The sequence below is a fragment of the Labilibaculum sp. genome (assembly GCF_963664555.1).
Lineage (GTDB): Bacteria > Bacteroidota > Bacteroidia > Bacteroidales > Marinifilaceae > Labilibaculum.
In genome coordinates this window covers 1,827,549-1,843,117 of sequence record NZ_OY761461.1, presented here as the reverse complement: position 1 = coordinate 1,843,117, position 15,569 = coordinate 1,827,549, and the positions used below count along the sequence as shown (strand labels likewise).

The window sequence follows — 15,569 nt, the reverse complement described above, 5'->3', positions numbered from 1 at the left end:
TTTTGACTATTTAATTGTCAGTTCCAATTGATATTTTATTTCCGAACCAACGGGAATCATCAGTAATTGATAATCTCCTGGAATCAATGGATCATCGGGCATTGAAACTTTAAATACGAATGGAGAATCACTGTATTTGCCGATTTGTTCTTTTACCAACTGCTTCTCACCATCTAACAATTGTAATTTTAATGTCGTATTAAAAAATTGTCTCAAATGGAATTGGACAAATACATTTTCCGATTCAGAATAATAATAATCCTGATCAGCTCCCATAAACTCTTCTCTATCCTGAACATTGTTCTCATTCAAATCAATAAATCCTGTAAACAGAAAAAATCCCTCCTGCCCTTTTTTGAATTCAGGGGCTAAATTATCCACATTCTCAGAGGTTCCCATTTTTATTTTCGGTACTGAAGATACGGTATCTTCTTTTGTAAGTTGTTCGACCTCTACTGTTGGTTCTGAATCAGCAATCTTAGTTGTATCTATTATCTGAATCGGAATCTGATATTGTTTCACCTTCTCTCCTGCAACCGAAGCTGTTATTAAATAATCACCTGCCGGAGCAACATGAAAGACCTTTAAAAAATCGTTTCCCTTACGAAGAGTATCCTCATTCATTGTATAATGCTGCAAGCTGTCCAATTTAGAAATATTCATGCTGAGCAACTGATGCTGAGCATCCCAAACCTGATAAACAACTTGCCTGGTACTTGAAGAAAGATTTAAACCCAACTCAAAATTTACATCGCCTAAAAAGTATTCTTTCTGATTCAATGCAAACACTTCTGAGCTATCCAATTTCATATCTCCATCCTCATCTATCCACATCCTAAAAATATGCAGGTTTTCAGGAAGTAGTTTTTTGCGAATTTGGGCGTAAGTATTTCCATTTGGCTCTTTTAAAGAAAAACGAATTTGGTAGGTCGTTCCCGTTTCCTCCGGATTAATGGTAAAAATATAATTCCCAACGGGCAAAAATGAATCGAAACCAGAATAAGTAAATAAGGAAGTTGAAGTGTAAGTTTTTTTAATTGTACGAATCAAATTACCACTGGTATCCCAAATTCTAAGTTTCAGGTTTGAACCTTCGCTCAGATCTTGATCATTTAAAGAGACACTAATGGCTTCACCTTTCGAAAATAACACCTTCCCTAACCCAAAAAACTCATTACTTTCAACAAGCCCGTTTTCATTCAGATCAACCCATTTATTATATGCGAATAAACCAATTGGTATCTGATTTTCTTGGGTTGCCTGAGTAATTTCCAATGAATCAATCAAAATCAACTCTCCATTTTTATCAGGCAATTGTTTCTGACTTTTAACTGGTAAAACACTAAAACAAATGAAGGCAAGCGACAACAAACACCTACCGATTGTGCGGATGTATTTATGCAATGTCATGGCTATAAGTTTAAAGCTAAATAAAATAATACCCTACCATCTAAATTACGATTTTTGAGGAGCATTTGTTTTATTATCAGGCTGATAGTTTGACGAACTGCATGCTAAAATTGGTTAAAAAAGCTTAATGGAAAATAACCAATGAAAGAACTAAAGAATTTTAATCCTGTTGTTAAATGGTTTTAGCTTATTTGATGGGATGTGTAAAATAAAAAGTAGCCCCTTCTCCAAGTGTTGAATCAAACCAAATTTTACCTCCCAATAATTCAGTTAAACTCTTTGAAATAGATAATCCGATTCCAACGCCATTATACTTCCTCGAAAGCTTTTCATTAGCCTGCCTAAACAGACCAAAAATACTTTCCTGTACTTCATCCGGAATTCCAATTCCTGTATCCTTCACAAAAAATTGAAGAAATGCTCCTGGATTCATATCACGATCTATAACGCCATATTCGATACTTCCTTTTTCAGTAAACTTTAAAGCATTTTTTAATAAATTCAATAATACCTGTTTGAACCGATGCGGATCTGTCTTAATAAAAAAATCTGAAAATTTAGGAGGAATGTTTAATATCAATTCAATATGTTCCTTTCCAAGCACATTCCTCTCAACCTTAATGACAGCATCAATTTCATAAAACAAATTTAAGAGCCCGTAATCTTCCTGCTTAATTTTAATAGCACCCGATTGTATTAGACTAATATCAAACAGATCTTCAACAATGTTTAACAAATTGTGACCGCTCTGATGAATCATTTTGCAAAATTCAACTGCGGTATCAATATCTGTGTCATTATCGACTAATTCCGAAAAGCCAATTACGGCATTTAAAGGGGTGCGTAATTCGTGCGACATGGTGGCTAAAAAAACAGACTTTAAACGATCCGCTTCAGTTGCATCTCGTAAAGCTTTATGCAATTCCTGTTCGGTTCGTTTTTGCTCAATAGAAATACTAATTTGATGCGAAATTAATTCAAGCATTCTCTTATCTTCCTCGGTAACAACATTCTCGTCTTCGTAACTTTGAATAACCAGAACACCAATCACCTTTTCTTTTCCCTTTAGAGGCATTCCAAGCCAAATTTTGGAAGGTTCACCCTTAAGCTTGACTTCTCCTTTTGCCTCCAACTCTTCCAATTCTTCAGCTGTTGCCAAAAGTGCTGCTTCATGATCCACAACCCAACCAGAAATAGTCTTGCCTTTAGGGAATTTCTCGAACGAATCATATTGATCATCATGAAAAGGCAAACTAAACATTTCAGTTTTATCATCATACAATGCAACAAAAAAGTTTGTTGTATCAATTATAGAAGACAACTCTAACCTGATAAACTGAATAAATTCAAACAGTGTATCTTGAGAAAAAACAGCGTTTGAAATGTTCAATATGATCTTCTGAATTTGTTCTTGTCTCTTCCGTTCGGTAATATCTTCTTTAACAGCAGTAAAATTAATAATCTGCCCTTTATCATCCTTTATTGGTGATATTGTTGCAAATTCCCAAAACAATTCTCCGCTTTTTTTCTTATTCTGAAATTCTCCCCTCCACACATTACCCGACTTAATGGTTTTCCACATTAACTCATACAAATCTCTATTGTTTTTTCCAGAACTTAAAATGCTAGGATTCTCTCCTATCACCTCTTCCAAAGAATAACCCGTGAGATCATTAAATTTCGGGTTTACATACTCTATATCCCCTTCGTAATTTGTAATCACTACAGATACCGGACTTTGAATAACTGATTGCGATAATTTAAGTAATTCGGTCTTGGTATTTTTATAATTGGTAACATCACGAATGGATAACAAACATATAACCTTGCCTTTAAATATAGAATTCATAATTCGAACAACCACATCTATCTTTGAACCATCTTTTTTAGTGCCGATCGCTTGAATTCTATGGCGAAAATTTCTAGATTTTTCATCAAGCGAAACGATCCAGTGCTCTTTCTCAATAAAACTAAAAATAGAAACACCTGTTAATTCCAATTCAGAATACCCAGTCATTATTTCAGCCCGAGTATTTATTTCAACAATCTTATCCTCATCAACAATAAAAACAGCCTCATTACTGGCATCCGCTAAAGTTTTATATTTACTTTCGCTCTCTGCCAATTGTCTAATAATTTTACCTCGATCAAGTACAATTGCAGTCAGACCAGATAGTTCTGAAATAAATTCAATATCCTTCGAATTTGGCAAATTTGGCGTACGATGATAAATCGCAAAAGTCCCCAAAATCTTACCCGAAGCATCTTTAATAGGTTCCGACCAACAAGATCCCAAATTTGCTTTCTGTGCAAGAGCTTTAACATCTTTCCAATAAGGATGTGTATTAATATCTTCAACAATAACTCTTTCGCCAGTAAAAGCGGCAGTTCCGCACGATCCTATTCCATATCCGATAGGAATACCGTGAACTGCTTTATTGTAGAAATCAGGCATATCCGGGGCTGCTCCCAACAACAAGTACTTTTCATCCTCATCAACACATAATATTGAACAGATAGAGCCTGCTGCAATTCGTTGAGCCCTAAGCACCAATTCATTCAGAATTGCTGATTCGGATTCACCCTTATACAACATTTCCAATATTTCAACCCGTAATGCCCTTTGTTCTTCCATTCCTCTAAAATATCATAATTTTAACATACTCCAGTCCCAGCAGATCAATTTATTATCAATTTACACCTATTTTAAATAGATATTTATGACAGTTAACCCAACACTAAACCCGGATACAATTATCTACCCGTTGGTTACTTCCTTAATTGGTTTCCGAAATTCAATCAATACTCTTGTGCCTTGGCCGTAAACAGACTCAAGGCTAATTTTGCCATCATGCAAACGCATAACAGATCTTGCAATTGGTAAACCTATGCCAGAACCATTCTCCTTTGTTGTGAAAAATGGAATGAAAACATTCGGAATGTCTTCAGATTTAATACCTGAACCATTATCAGTAATTAATATTTGGATAAATCCCTCCTCATTAGTTTTGGCTTCAATTTTAATTACACCATTCTCATCTATTGCAAACTGAGCATTTTTAATCAGGTTAACCATCACCTGAACAATCAGTTTCTCATCAATATCAATAAATAAATTCTCATCAAAAATCGCAAACTGATAGTTGATATTAGTATCCTCATACAAACAAAGGAGTTCTTTTACATGCTCAAACAAATGATTCACTGCGACTTCTTTTATTTGTGGTTTTGGTATTCGGGACAATTCGCGGTACGCTTCAACAAAATGCATTAAGCCCTCTCCTTGCTCCTTAATTACCCGCAACCCTGTTTGAGTTTTAGTCAGCATTTTCTCCGAAATCAATGTGCCGGAATTCATCTCTTTATAGCTTTTTTCCAGATTTTCCGACAAGCAGGTTAAGGGAGATACCGAATTCATTATTTCATGAGTCAGAACATTAATCAAGCTCTGCCACGACTCCAATTCTTTTGCATCCAGCTGATTCTTAATATCCGTAAAAGAAAGTAATTTATACCTTTCTTTACCTAATACCAATGCGCTGCAATTAACCAACAAATGCATTTTAGTTTGGTTAACCTGTGTTTCAATAATGCGATTCTCCCCCGATTTTATTTGTTGAAAAAGAGATACCAATTTAGCATCTGATTTTAACAGGGCTTTGATATTAACCAAATGATGTACCCCCAGTAACTCACGTCCTTTTCGATTAATACATTCAACCATTTCTGCAGAGGTAAGCGTAAGTATTCCAACAGCTGCATTCTCAATGATTGCATTACTTACAATCTCTTTTTGCTGATATTTCAATCGTAAATCTTTAATTATTTGATTAACATTCTGCATACTTACGCGAAGTTCCCGAAATGATTTTCCTTCAAATGTTTTTGGAATTTTAAGAGTAGAATCTTCATTCTTTACAGATAAAAAAAACTGACTTAACAAGCGGTTCGTAGAATTTAAAAAATAGATCAATTTAACAACTTGCCAGCAAATAAGAACAAATACAACAATAGATAAATTTAAATAATTACTTGCCCAAAGCAACCAGCCAAAAAGAAATGAAAGAAAAACAATTCCAATAATCCGCACAATGATCTGAACCTGCAATTTTTTATAAATCATACTTTTTAATTTTATGATATAAGGTTGGACGCGTTACTCCTAATTCCTTTGAAATCTGACTCATATTTCCTTTATGTCTGTCCATTGCAGATCGAATCAATTGCTTTTCCATCTCCTCAAATGAAACAGCTTCATTTTTCATTTCATTAATTTGTCTCTCTTTAAAAAGAAACTCTTCGGCTAACAATTCCGAATTATCGGTTAAAATCACCGCCTTTTCAATTGTGTGCTGCAACTCCCTGACGTTTCCCGGCCAAGAATACTTCATTAGTTTCTCAATCGTATTTTTAGCAAACCGCAGATTTTGCTTATTGTATTTCACCGCATATTTTCTCAGGTAATATTCTGCCAACACAGCAACATCACCATTTCTATTTCTCAACTCAGGCACGTCGATTTGAATGGTATTTATTCGATACAATAAATCCTCCCGAAACTCTCCGTTCAATACCATCTGTATCAAATTCTTATTGCTTGCACAAATCAATCGGATATCTATGTCACGAACCTGATTATCACCCAAACGAATAATTTTGCGTGTTTGCAATGCACTTAGTAACTTGGCTTGCATCGGCATAGAAAGGTTACCTATTTCGTCCAAAAACAGTGTACCACCAGAAGCTATTTCAAATCGGCCGATCCTACTCTCCCGTGCATCGGTAAAAGCACCTTTCTCATGTCCAAAAAGTTCACTCTCAAATAATGATTCCGTAATGGCTCCCATATCGACTGTGATAAAAACAGCTTTGCATCTTTTCGATTTTAGATGCAATTCTCTCGCAATCAACTCTTTTCCGGTTCCATGTTCTCCAAAAATTAATACATTAGCATCAGTACATGCTACCTTTTCGATAATCCGATGCATTTCAAGCATCAATTTCGAACGACCAATCATTCTTGTTACCGGTTGATTAATTTCTCGTGCCAACTCCTCTTTCTCGATCTCCAACTGCACAATTCTCTGTTTCGATCGACGAAGCTGCAATGCCGTTCTTAGCGTATTAATCAGTTTGTTATTATCCCATGGCTTTAAAATAAAATCGCTTGCTCCCACTTTCATAGCCTTCACAGCTAACTCTATATCTCCATAAGCTGTGAGTAGAACAACGACCATGTCTGGATATTTCTCCAAGATTTTATTCAACCAAAAAAAACCTTCATTACCAGTATTCACACCTGCTGAAAAATTCATATCCAAAAGAATGATATCAAATTGATTGGTTTCTAAAGTAAAAAGCAAAGAATTAGGATTTGCTAAAGTCTGTACTTCTTCAAATTCATCTTGAAGCAAAATCTGCAAAGCGGTTAACACCCTTTTATGATCATCTACTACTAACACCTTACCTTTGGACATAATTTTATTTTAATGTTTTTTCAAATGTAAAAAACCTTCCCTAACAAGTCTATCAATTGTAAAGAAACTATACACTAACAATAAAATTTATTTACAATTTAGTTCAGGAAAATATCACCCAAAACAAACTAACAACCTGATTATCTGAAAGAATTTACAACAGGCACAATAATTGGCAACAAAACACCAATAATAAAGCAAGTCTATTAAATTTCATACTATTTAATTCGTTTGTGTTTATAGTATGAAACCATTACAATTGTATTACTAATCTGATTAACATGATAAAAATTGAAAATTTAAACAAAACCTTTCGAACTGAAGAGGTTGAAACCACTGACCTAAACAATATTCAACTGGAAATAAAACAAGGTGAATTTGTTGCCATCATGGGACCTTCGGGTTGCGGCAAATCAACCTTGCTCAACATTATGGGAATGTTGGATAGTCCATCAGAAGGAAAGTATTATTTTAACAACCGGGAAGTTGGATCTCAAAAAGAAAAACAACGCAACAAAATCAGAAAAGGAAATATCAATTTTGTATTCCAAAGCTTTAACCTGATTGATGAATTAAATGTTTACCGGAATGTTGAACTGCCACTTAATTATTTAAATATTAAATCAGCAGATAAAAAAGCGCGTGTTTTGGAAATGTTGGATCGAATGAAAATCGGACACAGAAGGAACCATTATCCACAGCAGTTATCAGGTGGTCAGCAACAGAGAGTTGCTATTGCACGAGCAATTGCAGCCAATCCAAAACTGCTTCTTGCTGATGAGCCTACTGGTAATCTCGATTCAAAAACAGGATTGGAAGTGATGAATTTATTGAGTGAATTAAATAACGAAGGAACCACAATAGTGATGGTTACTCACTCGGAAAGAGATGCAGAATTTGCACACAGGGTAATTCGCCTTTTCGATGGCGAAATTGCTGCAGAAAGTACCGCAAAAAAAATGGCCGGCATTAATTTCTAATCCTCAACACTAAAACTATGGTTTTCAATTACATCAACAAAAACAAAAAATGGTTTTCGATTAATATCATAGGCATTGCAATTGCCTTTGCTGTTGTTCTTATTGTTTTCTCGTACACTCAAAAAGAACTCTCTTTCGATAAATTTCATACCAAAGCAGATAATATTTACAGAATTCAGATTGACAAACCTGGAAGAGCAAACATTCTTGATGAAACTGATGATATCAGTTCTGCCTCTATCGATAAAAACTATATCGTAAGTTTCTATGACCGTTTCCCTTCCATTAAAAAAATTGCATTTATTGGCAATTTATGGCATGTAAAAATTCAAGTTGAGAAAAATGAGTTTTCCCCTGAAAACATTTACTATACAAACGAAACGTTCTTTGAAGTTTTTGATTTTCGAGTAGAAAAAGGAAATAGAAATACACTTCTAAAAAAGCCTAACGAAGCGGTAATTAGTGCCGCTACAGCACTTAACTATTTTGGCAGTACAGATGTTATAGGAAAAGAAATCACTATAAAAGAGCCTTATACTGAAGATAAAACGTTTACGATAACTGCGATTTTAGAGGATACACCTACCAACTCCCACTTTAGACCTGAAATACTGCTTTCAAGATCGTTAAAAGAGATGAAAGAAAACTACGGAAGCTATTATACCTATCTGCTTTTGCATGAAAAAACTTCCGCAACTGAACTCTTGATTTCAATTAATAACTATTGGTCTAAAAATGTTAAAGAAGGAGAGCTGGCTCCAAGCTTTAAACTTTTACCTCTAAAAGATATTCACCTAAAAAGTCACCAAAGAGATGAGCTAAGTGAGACAGGAAATATTAGTTCTTTGATCATTCTAATTGCAGGCGCTGTAATTATCCTTTTAATTGTGATCATTAATTATTCGAATTTAAACTTTGTACAGTTTATAAACAGCAGTAAAGATTTCAAAATTCGAATGGTGAACGGAGCTTCAATTTTGAATCTTTCACAACTCCTCTTTGTAAGATCAATTGCACAAAGTATTATCGCAATTGGAATCGGCGCTTTTTTAGCCTTCAATTTTAATCAGGCAACTCATTTCGAATATCAATTGGAAATAGCTTACACTGCAGTATTAATTTCTTCACTTATATTTTTGACCGCATTTGGTATTCTTGCCTTACTTCCTTTGTATATAACAGGTTTATCACCCGATCTCTGCAAGGTGCCCGATCAAGGATCCAAAAAATTCGAGTTTTCACTCCTATTTCAATTTATCTTATCCATTTCAGCCTTAATTCTCACCCTGATTCTATACAATCAGATTTCATATGTCAATAAAAATCATTTGGGAAACGGAGACAGATCAGTTCTCGTTCTTCCTGAGGTACCTTATGTTGCCCTTGAAAAATATGATATCTTCAAGGAAATGGCTTTAAAACACCCTGAAATATTATCGGTTAGTGCTTCTACAGTGCCTCCCGGAAGTATTGCTCCTTTTAAATACGGATTCGAAATGGAAGGTGTTGAAAATGATAAAGATTTACGATTAACCATTCTAACCATTGATGAAGATTTCTTTACTCTTTTCAACATAAAGTCAATTGCAGGAAATCTAAAGATGGGACCTACTTCAACGCAAGAATGGGAAAAAATAGCAATCAACCCAAATCTTGAAATAGCAGGAAAAAATCTTAAAGAATACGAAACCAATCATGCAGGATTTAATGAACAATACATTTTAAACATGGCTGCTTTAGAAATGCTGGGATTTAGCAATCCAGAGGATGTAATTGGCAGAGAATTTAAATACAATTTCATTGCCACATACATGTTTGCCAAAGGAGAAATCATTGCAGTTGTAGATGCAATCCATTACGACAACATGTTTACGAAAGAAGAACCAATTGTAATGGCTTCCAAGAGGTTATTTAACGGGACATTCTTTGTTAAAATTGATGATCAAAACAAAAAAATGGCGATTGATGTTCTTCAGAAAGAATGGAATCATTTGTTTCCAAATGAACCTTTAAAATATGAATTCATCAGCGATATGTATGCCGAAATTTATCGAAATCAATACAACGAGATGAAAGCTTTAATACTTTTTGCCCTTCTGTCAATTTTACTATCAACCTTAGGAATGTTCGCCCTTTCGTCCTTCAGTATTCAGCACAAAACAAAAGAAATTGGCATAAAAAAAGCCAATGGTGCCGGTGCTTTCGAAATACTTATCCAACTGATCAGTGAATACACCAAATGGGTAGCCCTCGCTTTTATTGTTGCCTGTCCAATCGCTTACTATGCTGCATCTAACTGGCTGAGTAACTTTGCCTATAAAATTGAATTGAGCTGGTGGATATTTGCCTTATCGGGAGTAATTGCACTTTTTATTGCGATTGCAACAGTAAGCTGCCAAACCTGGAAGGCTGCAAGTCAGGATCCCGTACTTGCTTTAAAATATGAATAGAATACACAAGTCAAATATATATAATGAGAGTCTCACTTCGGTGTGGCTCTCTTTTTCAGCTCCCCCTGTCAGCAAACAAAGCTCACCCCTTAAAACAAACACATAAGACATTGAATTACAACAATATGAACCAAACACAAACAAAATATCAATACACTCTCCTTTTTGTGCTTCACTTACGACCATTGCAGTCGTAGCTCTATAGTTGTGCTAGGGCAAGAAAGTATCCTTTCTCAATTAGTAAAACGTCAGCAGTACCATTTGTCATGAACAAAAAAAAAGTGCAGCTCCGAAGAGCAGCACTTTTTAAGGTTGCGTATATAAAGAGAAAACTTTATCCTACTAATTTGCTTTTAGGTTTCATCCTGCTAAGCATTTCTTTGGTTTTAAGATCTAAACGAGACTCTTTTTCTTCTGGTTGAGTAATCTCACCAGTCGCCTCCTCTGAAGTTCCACCCAAGCTATATAATCCTCTCAAAAGCATTGCTCGCTTTTCCTCAGCAGGAATTGCCTTGTAAGCAGCTTTTTGCTCGTCGATGATTCTTTGTTTTTCATTCTCTTCAGCTTCTACTTTTGCGTAGTAAGCATCCGCTTTGCGATTCTTCAGGAAAGGACCTGCAACAGTTGGGAACAATTCCAACAACAACATTTCTTTCTCATTCTCAGCAAGCTTAACGCCACCAAACTCTTCCAATATTGGATTCTCAGGTGATTTGTATTTGCTTACATCGAAAGCTGTAGCATCTCGCTGTCCGCAAATCTTCTGACGGTATTCCGGATCGATATTGATTGGAGTTTCGCCATATTCACCTTTCACAAGGTTAAAGAATTGGTTGTTTACGTTTGTATAAGGAGCTTTGCCGCTGTTCACATCCAACACATAATTTACTGCCTGAACACCAATGATTTGTGATGATGGAGTAACCAATGGAGGACAACCTGCAGCAACACGTACTTCCGGTACTTTTAACAGTACTGTTGGCAGCAAATCTTCCAATCCCAATCCTTTCAGCTGAGCCAACATGTTGGTATACATACCTCCTGGAATCTCAGCAGCCTTCACTTCTTCGTTTGGTGCCGGGAAGTTGAAGAATTTATCGATAGCATTACAAACGTCTAACAATTCGGCTTCTTTATCTGCTTTTGCTAATTCAATCGCTTTATCGAACAATGCATCAATCTCTTTTGGAAGATAATCAGCTGTAATATCGAATTCCAATGGGAACATTTTGTATGAATCGAATTCTGCAATCCGACTGCGGATTCCCTTTAATTCAGCATTAATTTTAACAACAGCATCTAAATTCACACCAGTGTCTAAACCTAACTTATCAGCAAAAATCTGAATAATTTCGAATGCCGGAGCAGCCGGTCCACCAGCAAAGTTCAGAATGTTGGTATCTACAATATCAACACCGTTAACAATTGCCATTAAAACAGCACCTAAACCGTAACCCGGAGTACAGTGAGTATGGAAATCGATAGGCACGTTTAATTCACTTTTCATTCTTCTGATAATCTTCCCTGACAATGATGGTGGAATCAATCCAGCCATATCTTTCACGGTAATCATATCAGCACCCAAAGCTTCCATTTGTTTTGCCTTGTTCAGGAAATAATTTACATCAAAAATCTTCTTAGGCAATCTCTTTCCGGACAGCAATGCTTTCCATCTTTGTTTCCCTGTAAACTTAGGATCAACAGTATAACAAACAGCACAGTCGGCAATACCGCCTGCTTCTTTCATATACTTGATTGTTGTTTCCATGTTCTTCACATCATTCAAACAATCGAAGATACGCATGATACCCAAACCGGATTTCACAGCATTTCTATTAAAACCTTCGATTACTGATTCTGGATATGGAGAATATCCGAACAGGTTTCTGCCACGCGATAGAGCTGTAAGATAGGAAACATCACCAATCACTTCTTTAATAGACTCCAAACGGTGCCATGGATCCTCATTCAGGTAACGCATTACCGAATCCGGAATTGCACCACCCCATACTTCCATAGCATAAAAGTTAGCATCCTTATACATCGGAAGAACTTTTTCAATTTCGGCCTGAGGAACACGAGTAGCAAACAATGATTGCTGCCCATCACGCAGGGTAAGGTCACGAATCTTAAGTTTACCTGTACGTTTGATTGCAGCCCTTTCTGCAGCAATTTTCTTGCGATTTGCCTCTCTTTGAGCTTCGAATTCTGCTTTACGTTTTCCTTCCAAATAGCCTTTAGCTACCAATGGGAACAACTCAAGCAACATGAATTCTTTTTTATCAATTGCCAATTTTACGTTTCCGTACTGTGGCAATGTTGGATTTTCAGGAGATACATAAGCATCTACATCATATGCTGATTTTTCAGCTTTTCCTGTAATTTTCTTGCGGAATTCAGGAGCAATCTCAATTGGAGTTGTTCCGTACTCTCCTTTTACTAAATTAAAGAACTGGTTGTTTACGTTGGTATAAAACGGACGACCTGAATTCTCATCAATTACACAGTTTACAGCCTGTACCCCAATAATTTGAGAAGAAGGGGTTACCAATGGCGGACAGCCAGCGTCCAAACGAACCACCGGTACCACTTCCAACACTCTCTCTAACAGGGTTTCCAAACCTAAAGCTTTCAGCTGGTTAAGCATGTTGGTATACATACCTCCAGGAATTTCCGCATCCTTAACCATTTGGTTCGGAGCCGGGAAATTAAAATATGCCTCAATTGCGTGACATGCAACAAGTAGTTCTGCTTCCTGATCGGCATTAGCAAACTTAATTGCATCATCGAATAACTGATCGATGTTGGCAGGCAATTTATCTTTTGTAATATCAAATTCAATTGGGAACTGCTTGTAGCTATCAACATCAGCCAAAGCATTCAAACGAATTTCTTTCAGAATTTTGTTGATCTCAACAACAGTTTTTGCATCACCATCCAATTCAATGCCTAATTTCTGACAGAAAATGTAGATCAATTCGTAAGCTGGTGCTGCAGACCCCCCGGCAAAATTCATAATGTTGGTATCGATGATATCAACGCCATTGATAATTGCAGTAAGAGCAGAAGCCAAACCGTAACCAGGTGTAGAGTGAGAATGGAAATCTACAGGGATACTTAACTCTTCTTTGAACCGGCGGATGATTTGACCTGCATACGAAGGAGAAGCCAATCCAGCCATATCTTTTAATGAAATCATATCGGCACCTAAAGCCTCAAGCTTTTTTGCCATATCTACAAAGTAGTCCAGATCAAAAATTTGATCAGGAAGGTTCTTTATAGTTAATCTTTCAAGATCTTCTTTTTTAGTAGGAAATTTAGAATCAACAGTAAAACATACTGCACAATCAGCAATACCACCAGCTGCTTTCACATACTTAATAGTAGACTTCATGTTTTCGATATCATTCAAACAATCGAAAATACGCATGATTCCCAATCCAGACTTAACTGCCTGAGTATTGAAATCTTCAATTACTGATTCCGGGTATGGACTATATCCAAAAAGGTTACGACCACGGGATAGAGCGGTAAGTTTGGAAACATTGCCTATCACTTTTTTAATCGACTCCAAACGATACCATGGATCTTCATTAAGGTATCGCATAACTGAATCAGGAACTGCACCACCCCAAACTTCCATTGCATAGAAATTGGCTTTCTTATATAGGTGTAATACCTTTTCAATTTCTGCCTGTGGCATTCTTGTAGCAAAAAGAGATTGCTGACCATCTCTTAATGTAAGATCTCTAACTAATAACTTCCTTTTTTTCATACCCTGACTTGTTAATTTTTTATCTCCAATTATTACTCGAGAGAGTTGCTTAAAATTGGAATCGAATCAATGTGATTTAATTCTGCATCAAAAATAAAAACAATTTTTCATTGGAGAAATTTTTCTGTATTATTCGCTGTATGTTGTACAATACCTCGTTTAATGGGTGTTTACACCCAATAACATTAATGATTTTTTTCTTTAATAATAACAAGTAAAAGCTGCAATCGATAACGAAAATTGCAATCTTCACATGACAAATCATTAAAATGGTACTGAAATCGGCACTCACAGAAATACACTTGTAAAATGCCATACATTTAACTGATAACATCTACTGTTAAGCATTCGCTGAGCTTAAATACTCAAAGCAATTCTTTCGATTTCACAAACCTGCTGCACAACACTCCAAATTCTGCAAAGTCAGTTAGATTCAATGCTCTTTTCCAGGAAGATTTTATAGAGCAGAGCATTTTCAATTCGAAATTCGGGAATTGGCTATGCAAACGAATATTTCGTAAAAAGATGCTTACATTTACCGTGTTAAATTTTCGAGTAGTGAAACCGCACTTTCATCTGTAAGTGATTCTTATTCAATACAGATAAAGTGATAAAATATAATATTGTGAGTATGATTGGTCAGTTTGCATCGTTAAAAGTTGCTAAAATAGTCGATTTTGGAGTGTATTTACAGGGAGAAGATGAATCTTTAATTCTTTTACCTACCAGATATGTGCCTCCTAAAACCCAATTGGATGATACTATTAAAGTATTTATCTATCGTGATTCTGAAAATCGAATTATTGCAACAACTCTTATTCCCTATGCTACCGTAGGTGAATTTGCTTACTTAAAGGTGAAAACAGTCAATAATTTAGGCGCATTTCTCGACTGGGGAATCGCTAAAGATTTGTTTGTGCCGTTTAGTGAGCAAAAGGACAACATGCAGGTTGGTTATTCTTACTTAATATTTGTGTATCTGGATAATGCATCCGGCCGGATTGTTGGAACAGCAAAAATTGAGAATGTACTTAGAGACGTGGAAACCTCGTATACTGAAGGTGACGAAGTTGAAATTCTTATCGGAAGAAGGAATGATTTAGGCTATCAGGTATTGATTAGTAACGATGCATTAGGAATGTTGTATCAGAATGAAATATTTGAACCTGTTCGTTGCGGAGATGTGCGTAAGGCATATATTAAAAAAATCAGACCTGACGGAAAAATAGACGTTAGCCTGCAAAAACAAGGTTATGAAAACAAAATTCCTGATTCTGGAGAACAAATTCTATCTCAGCTAAAAAAAGAAGATGGTTTTCTTCCTTTAAACGACAAAAGTTCACCTGAAGATATTTATCACCTTTTAAATATGAGTAAAAAGAACTTCAAAAAAGCGGTAGGCCTGCTCTACAAACAAAAACTAATCACCATTGAAGATTCAGGCATTTTTTTAGTGAAAGGCACTAAATAAAAAAAG

Annotated in this window: 8 protein-coding genes; 3 read left to right on the top strand and 5 right to left on the bottom strand. The window is 35.8% G+C overall.

Annotated elements, in window-relative coordinates; translation table 11 throughout:
• Positions 1 to 6: 6 nt before the first annotated feature.
• The 4 genes from ACKU4N_RS07205 to ACKU4N_RS07190 all read right to left on the bottom strand — a co-directional run bounded on the left by ACKU4N_RS07205 (position 7) and on the right by ACKU4N_RS07190 (position 6,887).
• Entirely contained in the window at positions 7 to 1,410 is a 1,404-nt protein-coding gene (locus ACKU4N_RS07205; RefSeq protein WP_321321995.1) for a flagellar hook assembly protein FlgD, read from the bottom strand.
• A gap of 187 nt (positions 1,411 to 1,597) precedes the next feature.
• The gene (locus ACKU4N_RS07200) at positions 1,598 to 4,045 is read right to left on the bottom strand and encodes a sensor histidine kinase (protein ID WP_321321994.1); all 2,448 of its coding nucleotides are present in this window, start codon (positions 4,043 to 4,045) and stop codon (positions 1,598 to 1,600) included.
• Between the two features lie 123 nt (positions 4,046 to 4,168).
• Positions 4,169 to 5,533: a sensor histidine kinase gene (locus tag ACKU4N_RS07195; protein WP_321321993.1), complete on the bottom strand. Its 1,365-nt coding sequence runs from the start codon at positions 5,531 to 5,533 to the stop codon at positions 4,169 to 4,171.
• The gene (locus ACKU4N_RS07190; protein WP_321321992.1) at positions 5,523 to 6,887 is read right to left on the bottom strand and encodes a sigma-54-dependent transcriptional regulator; all 1,365 of its coding nucleotides are present in this window, start codon (positions 6,885 to 6,887) and stop codon (positions 5,523 to 5,525) included. The genes ACKU4N_RS07195 and ACKU4N_RS07190 overlap by 11 nt, the downstream gene beginning before the upstream one ends.
• A 281-nt stretch (positions 6,888 to 7,168) precedes the next feature.
• Here ACKU4N_RS07190 and ACKU4N_RS07185 point away from each other — a divergent pair, with 281 nt between their 5' ends.
• Positions 7,169 to 7,867: an ABC transporter ATP-binding protein gene (locus ACKU4N_RS07185; protein WP_321321990.1), complete on the top strand. Its 699-nt coding sequence runs from the start codon at positions 7,169 to 7,171 to the stop codon at positions 7,865 to 7,867.
• Between the two features lie 17 nt (positions 7,868 to 7,884).
• Positions 7,885 to 10,317, top strand: coding sequence for an ABC transporter permease (locus ACKU4N_RS07180; RefSeq protein ID WP_321321988.1), 2,433 nt, complete (start codon positions 7,885 to 7,887; stop codon positions 10,315 to 10,317).
• 334 nt (positions 10,318 to 10,651) lie between these two features.
• On the opposite strand, the gene ACKU4N_RS07175 is transcribed toward ACKU4N_RS07180, so the two are convergent.
• Entirely contained in the window at positions 10,652 to 14,092 is a 3,441-nt protein-coding gene (locus ACKU4N_RS07175; protein WP_321321985.1) for a hydroxymethylglutaryl-CoA lyase-like TIM-barrel protein, read from the bottom strand.
• Between the two features lie 607 nt (positions 14,093 to 14,699).
• On the opposite strand from ACKU4N_RS07175, the gene ACKU4N_RS07170 reads away from it, so the two are divergent.
• Positions 14,700 to 15,563: a CvfB family protein gene (locus ACKU4N_RS07170; protein WP_321321984.1), complete on the top strand. Its 864-nt coding sequence runs from the start codon at positions 14,700 to 14,702 to the stop codon at positions 15,561 to 15,563.
• The last annotated feature ends 6 nt before the right edge of the window (positions 15,564 to 15,569 follow it).

What these genes read in the sequence shown, in the direction of transcription:
- ACKU4N_RS07180 (WP_321321988.1), top strand. Translation starts at nt 7,885, where the DNA reads ATGGTTTTCAATTACATCAACAAAAACAAAAAATGGTTTTCGATTAAT.
- ACKU4N_RS07195 (WP_321321993.1), bottom strand. Translation starts at nt 5,533, where the DNA reads ATGATTTATAAAAAATTGCAGGTTCAGATCATTGTGCGGATTATTGGA.
- ACKU4N_RS07190 (WP_321321992.1), bottom strand. Translation starts at nt 6,887, where the DNA reads ATGTCCAAAGGTAAGGTGTTAGTAGTAGATGATCATAAAAGGGTGTTA.
- ACKU4N_RS07200 (WP_321321994.1), bottom strand. Translation starts at nt 4,045, where the DNA reads ATGGAAGAACAAAGGGCATTACGGGTTGAAATATTGGAAATGTTGTAT.
- ACKU4N_RS07205 (WP_321321995.1), bottom strand. Translation starts at nt 1,410, where the DNA reads ATGACATTGCATAAATACATCCGCACAATCGGTAGGTGTTTGTTGTCG.
- ACKU4N_RS07185 (WP_321321990.1), top strand. Translation starts at nt 7,169, where the DNA reads ATGATAAAAATTGAAAATTTAAACAAAACCTTTCGAACTGAAGAGGTT.
- ACKU4N_RS07175 (WP_321321985.1), bottom strand. Translation starts at nt 14,092, where the DNA reads ATGAAAAAAAGGAAGTTATTAGTTAGAGATCTTACATTAAGAGATGGT.